The sequence below is a fragment of the Citrobacter sp. wls826 genome, assembly GCF_005281245.1.
In the GTDB taxonomy this organism is placed as follows: domain Bacteria; phylum Pseudomonadota; class Gammaproteobacteria; order Enterobacterales; family Enterobacteriaceae; genus Citrobacter; species Citrobacter braakii.
In genome coordinates, this window is sequence record NZ_SZWS01000053.1 from 7,768 (window position 1) to 13,818 (window position 6,051).

Consider the following 6,051-nt stretch of genomic DNA (forward strand, 5'->3'; position numbering starts at 1 on the left):
GCCTGGTCGTTCGGTCTGTGGCTAACCACATCGTTCACCACCAATTACGACGAAGCGACGGTGAACAGCTTTATCGACGGCATGGCCGAGCGCAATCTGCCGCTGCACGTCTTTCACTTCGACTGTTTCTGGATGAAGGCCTTCCAGTGGTGCGACTTTGAGTGGGACCCGGTGACCTTCCCGGATCCGGAAGGTATGATCCGCCGCCTGAAAGAGAAAGGGCTGAAGGTGTGCGTATGGATAAACCCCTACATCGGTCAGAAGTCCCCGCTGTTCAATGAACTGAAAGCGAAAGGGTATCTGCTCAAGCGGCCGGACGGTTCCCTGTGGCAATGGGATAAATGGCAGCCGGGCCTGGCGATTTATGACTTCACTAATCCACAAGCCTGCGAGTGGTATGCCAACAAGCTGAAAGGTCTGGTGGATATCGGCGTAGACTGCTTCAAAACTGACTTTGGCGAACGCATCCCCACGGATGTGCAGTGGTTTGACGGTGCCGATCCGCAGAAGATGCACAACCATTATGCGTACATCTACAACGAACTGGTGTGGAACGTGCTGAAAGAAACCGTCGGTGAAGAAGAGGCGGTGCTGTTTGCTCGTTCGGCCTCCGTGGGCGCACAGCAGTTTCCGGTGCACTGGGGCGGCGACTGCTACGCCAACTATGAATCGATGGCGGAAAGCCTGCGCGGTGGCTTGTCTATTGGCCTGTCCGGCTTTGGCTTCTGGAGCCACGATATCGGCGGCTTTGAGAATACCGCTCCGGCGCACGTCTACAAGCGCTGGTGTGCGTTTGGGCTGCTCTCCAGCCACAGCCGCCTGCATGGCAGTAAATCCTACCGTGTGCCATGGGCGTACGATGACGAATCCTGCGATGTGGTGCGCTACTTCACCGAACAGAAATGCCGCATGATGCCGTACCTGTATCGTGAAGCAGCGCGCGCTAATGCGCAGGGCACCCCGATGATGCGCGCGATGATGCTGGAGTTCCCGGACGATCCGGCGTGTGATTATCTCGACCGCCAGTACATGCTGGGCGATAGCGTGATGGTCGCGCCGGTGTTTAGCGAGGCGGGCGATGTGCAGTTCTACCTGCCGGAAGGACGCTGGACGCATCTGTGGCGTAATGATGAGGTGGCCGGCAGCCGCTGGCATAAGCAGCAGCATGACTTCCTGAGTCTGCCGGTTTATGTGCGTGACAATACCCTGCTGGCGCTGGGCAGCAATAACCAGAAGCCGGACTACGCCTGGCATGAAGGAACCGCGTTCCAGCTGTTCCATCTGCAGGAGGGGCGGGAAGCACTCTGTGAAGTTCCGGCTGCTGACGGCTCGGTTATCTTCACGCTGAAGGCGGTGCGCACGGGTAATACCATCATCGTGCAAGGTAGTGGAGATGCGCGTAACTGGACGCTGTGCCTGCGTAATATTCCACAGGTTAGCGGTGTGAAGGGCGGTTCATCTGCGGGCAGCGAGTGGGGAACGGTTGTCACGCCGGATGAAGATGTGCTGACGATAGCCCTGTAAGCGAATCTGAACGTGGTGCCGGATGCGTCTTATCCGGCCCACGCCGCGAGCAGCGTTCCAGAACTGAAAATCAAAAACATCCCGACTTAAATTTTTACCTCACCATATTTGCGAGCGCTATCACTCTAATTCCCGCGAAAAATGTGATCTGCGCCGTAAATATCTCACTATTTCCTCTTTTTGTCTTATTTCTGTCCGGAATACAGGACACGATTTAGTATTGTTGGCGCATCGTAGTCCTCTTATATTTATCATCACGGATTACACGTGGAGCATAAACGCTTCTTTATAACCTAAATAATTCGAGTTGCAGGAAGGCGGCGACGCAGCGAATCCCCTGAGCGTACATAAGTACGTGACAGGGGTGAGCGAGGAAAGCCAACGCACATGCAGCTTGAAGTATGACGGGTATAGATATTTAATCTGGTATGTAATAAGGGTAAATAATGCAAATGATTACCTCGCGACAAAACAGATTATTAAAGTTTCTTCTGTCCCGGAAGGAATATGTTACGCTGCTAAAAATTGCCGAATATTTATCTGTTTCAGAGAAGACCGTCCAGCGCGATCTGCGGTTACTGGAACAATGGTTATCGGAATGGAAAATATCTATCGATAAACGTGCCGGTGCGGGCGTGATATTAAGTGCCGATAACATTACTGACCTTTTATATTTGGATCAGTTATTAGGGTCGGAGGGTGATGATGCTGACGGCATGATGAATAATTCACGGCGGGTTAAGATAGCCTCGCAATTATTAAGTGAAACGCCGCATGAAACATCGATCAATAAATTATCCGAACGTTATTTTATTAGTAGTGCATCGATTGTTAACGATCTGAAAGTGATTGAATCGTGGATTACCCCGCTGGGCCTGTCGCTGATTCGCAGCCAGAGCGGCACACACATTGAAGGCAGCGAGAGCGGGGTGCGCCAGGCGATGGCGTCGCTGATTAACGGTGTGATTAACCATAATGAACCTGGAAGCGTGATTTATTCACGACTTGATCCGGGCAGTTATAAAGCGTTAGTGCATTACTTTGGCGAAGAAGACGTTTTATTTGTCCAGACGCTGTTGCAGGAAATGGAGAACGATCTGTGCTGGTCGCTGGGCGAGCCTTATTACGTCAATATCTTTACTCATATTCTGATCATGATGTACCGCATTACGCGGGGCAATGCGCTGCCGAGAAAAGAAGAAAGCATCACGTCATGTGATGAGAACATTTTTTCCATTGCCAGTCGCATGATTCAGCATATCGAAAAACGCATTGCCCACCCGCTGCCGGAAGACGAAGTCTGGTTTATTTATCAATATATTATCTCCTCCGGTATGGTGATTGAAGAGCATAACGATGTGAGCGTAATTGGCCATATGCACTCCAGCGACGAAGCACGCTTGATTACCCATCGGCTGATTGCCACCTTCGCCGAAATGGTTGACTGCGATCTTAGCCAGGACACTGCGCTGTATGACGGATTGCTGATCCATATTAAGCCGCTGATTAACCGCCTGAACTACCAGATCCGCATTCGTAATCCGCTGCTGGAGGACATTAAAGGCGAGTTGCAGGACGTCTGGCGTTTGACACAGTGCGCGGTGAATCGGGTGTTTAGCGGCTGGGGCGAACGGGCCGTGTCGGATGATGAGGTGGGATATTTAACCGTGCATTTTCAGGCCGCGATGGAGCGTCAGATAGCGCGTAAACGTGTGCTGCTGGTCTGCTCAACCGGCATCGGCACCTCTCACTTACTCAAAAGCCGCATTCTGCGCGCCTTTCCGGACTGGACCATCGTCGGCGTGGTGTCGGCAGGCAGCTTGCCCTCCGTCCTGACGGACGATATTGAACTGGTGGTATCGACGATCAATTTACCTGCCGTTGCCATGCCGGTCGTGTATGTCACCGCCTTCTTCAATGATGCGGATATTAAGCGGGTAACAGAAACGGTTATTACGGAAAAATTACATCGGGCGACGTCGCTGGTCGTTGAAAATTAATGTCTGAACTCCATGAGGTATGATTTATGGACATCACGAAAATACTCAATACAAATCGCGTTATTTTGGATATGAAGGCCACAAACAAAACGGAGGTTATTGAGGAACTGACGGATATTCTGCAAAAAGATGGGGCAATTAGCTGCCGGGAAACGTTTATTCAGGATGTCTGGCAGCGTGAATCAGAAGGCTCGACCGGCTTCGAAAATCATATTGCGATTCCGCACGGGAAATCCTCGGCGGTGGTCAATACTACGCTGGCGATTGGGCGTACCCGCCAGGATATTCCCTGGGAAACCCTGGACGGCAGCAACGTGCGCTGCATCATTCTGTTTGCCGTACGCCTTGAAGATCAAAACACTACCCATATTCGTCTGCTTTCGCAGGTTGCTGGCGCGTTGGCGGATGACGACATTATTGAACAACTGTTAGTCGAAAGCAGTCCACAGAAAATTATTGAGCTTTTTAGCCAATATGCTGAATCCAATGTCTGCTAAATAATACGTGGAGCATGTTATGAATATTGTTTGTGTTGCCGCCTGTACGGCGGGTATTGCGCACACCTATATTGCCCGTGAGAAGTTAATTAAAGGTGCTAAAGCGCTTGGTCATAATATAAGAGTCGAAACCCAGGGGACTATCGGCACGGAAAACGAACTGCTGACAGAGGACATTTCTGCTGCTGATGTCGTGATTCTTGCTGTGGATGTGAAAATAAAAGGGGAGGAACGATTTTTAAATAAACGTATTGTGCGAGTAAAAACTGAAATCGTCATAAAATCGCCCATTCAGTTTCTTGAAAAGGTCGAAAAATCATTAGTTAATAATAACCAGTAGCGATCCCCATTCTGGAGGGATTTCACATGAGTGAAAATAAAATTCCGCTATCTCAGGAAATAAAAAGACATTTATTAACGGGGATTTCGTGGATGATCCCGTTAATTGTTGCCGCCGGGATCTGTATTGCTCTCGGGCAAATACTTGGCGGTACTAACGTGGGTGAAAAAACAGGAACCATACCCTGGATGCTCAACCAGATTGGCGGCTGGGGGATGGGGTTAATCGTACCGCTGATTAGCGCGGCGATTGCGTACTCTATTGCTGACCGCCCCGGATTCGCACCGGGTCTGATTGTCGGCTTTGTCTGCGGTGAAATTCATACCGGTTTTATCGGCGGGATGCTGGGCGGTTTTCTGGTCGGTTATACCGTCCTGCTGCTCAAGCGCTATATCCGTTTGCCGCAGTCGATGCAGGGGTTGATGCCCATCATGGTGCTGCCGGTACTGAGTACCGTCATTGGCGGCCTGTTGATGATGACGCTCATTGGCAAACCGATAGCCTGGCTGCAGGACGCGTTGATTCATCTGCTGGAGTCCATGCAGGGCGGGTCACGCTTTTTAATGGGGGCCATCCTTGGCGCAATGGCGACATTCGACTTTGGCGGACCGGTGAATAAAACCATGTCGCTATTTGCTGACGGCATGTTGGTCAGCGGCGTGTACGGTCCGGAAGCGGTGAAGTTTGTCGGTTCGATAATCCCTCCGTTCGGCATTACGCTCTCCTTTTTGCTGACGCGTCACAAGTACACCCGTGCGGAGCGCGAGGCGCTGAAAGCGGCATTCCCGATGGGGATCTGCATGATTACCGAAGGGGTCATTCCCATTGCGGCGCGCGACCTGCTGCGCGTGGTGGGGTCCTGCGTGGTGGCCTCGGCGATAGCGGGCGGTCTGATTATGGTGTGGGGCGTCGAAAGCCCGGTACCGCACGGCGGTATGTTCGTGGTCCCGCTCTTTACGCATCCGCTACTGTTTTGCCTGGCGCTGGGGATCGGCACGGTGATTTGCGGCGTCATGCTGTCGTTGTGGAAGAAGCCGGTGACCGAACGTGACGAAGAGTTTGATGAACTTAGCGATCAAAAGCTGAAAGACGAAGAGATCACCTTCACCCTGGAATAACCGGAGGCTGTATGTTTGCCGATATGAAAAGCATGGTGACGAAAGCCTGGCGCGAGCAGTACGCGCTGCTGGCCATCAACTGTATGAACCTGGAAAGCGCCCGTGCGGCGGTGCGGGCGGCTGAGAAACACCGTGCGCCCATCATTCTGAATCTGTATCAGGGGCATCTGGGCCATTTTCCTGCACCGATAGCGGTGGCGGTCGTCAAAACGCTGGCAGAGGAAGCGTCGGTACCGGTCGCGCTGGCGCTGGATCATGGAAAGGACCCAGTGCGCATTCGGCAGGCTTTTCGCGCCGGATTCAGCGGGTTAATGATCGACGCCTCCGCCTTTGCGCTGGAGGAGAACATTCGCCAGACCCGGGCGGTGGTCGAGCTCGCGGCCAGCGTTTCTCTGTGCGTGGAAGGCGAGCTGGGGCATCTGGCCGACGCCCCGCGCTATGATCACGCAGCTAACGCTGATTTGATGACCCAGGCCGCCGATGTGGAGCCCTTTATCCAACAGACCGGTATCGATTTACTGGCGGTCTCGGTCGGCACGGCACATGGCATGTACGCGCCCGGTGTCATACCC

General features: G+C 52.6%; 6 protein-coding genes. All 6 read left to right on the forward strand.

Annotated elements, in window-relative coordinates; translation table 11 throughout:
- On the forward strand, window positions 1-1,524 hold a 1,524-nt coding region (gene yicI / locus FDW87_RS22475), incomplete at its 5' end, for an alpha-xylosidase (RefSeq protein WP_252363149.1).
- A 446-nt stretch (window positions 1,525-1,970) separates the two neighbouring features.
- Window positions 1,971-3,524: a transcription antiterminator gene (locus FDW87_RS12510; protein WP_016155015.1), complete on the forward strand. Its 1,554-nt coding sequence runs from the start codon at window positions 1,971-1,973 to the stop codon at window positions 3,522-3,524.
- Between the two features lie 26 nt (window positions 3,525-3,550).
- Window positions 3,551-4,021: a PTS sugar transporter subunit IIA gene (locus tag FDW87_RS12515; RefSeq protein ID WP_003842172.1), complete on the forward strand. Its 471-nt coding sequence runs from the start codon at window positions 3,551-3,553 to the stop codon at window positions 4,019-4,021.
- Between the two features lie 19 nt (window positions 4,022-4,040).
- Window positions 4,041-4,361 carry a PTS fructose transporter subunit IIB gene (locus FDW87_RS12520; RefSeq protein WP_016155014.1) on the forward strand — a complete coding sequence of 107 codons (321 nt, stop codon included), beginning with the start codon at window positions 4,041-4,043 and terminating at the stop codon, window positions 4,359-4,361.
- A gap of 26 nt (window positions 4,362-4,387) precedes the next feature.
- Window positions 4,388-5,479, forward strand: a complete 1,092-nt coding sequence (locus tag FDW87_RS12525) for a PTS fructose transporter subunit IIC (RefSeq protein WP_016157774.1) — start codon at window positions 4,388-4,390, stop codon at window positions 5,477-5,479.
- Between the two features lie 11 nt (window positions 5,480-5,490).
- A partial coding sequence (locus tag FDW87_RS22480) for a class II fructose-bisphosphate aldolase (RefSeq protein ID WP_252363150.1) occupies window positions 5,491-6,051 on the forward strand: 561 nt, incomplete at its 3' end.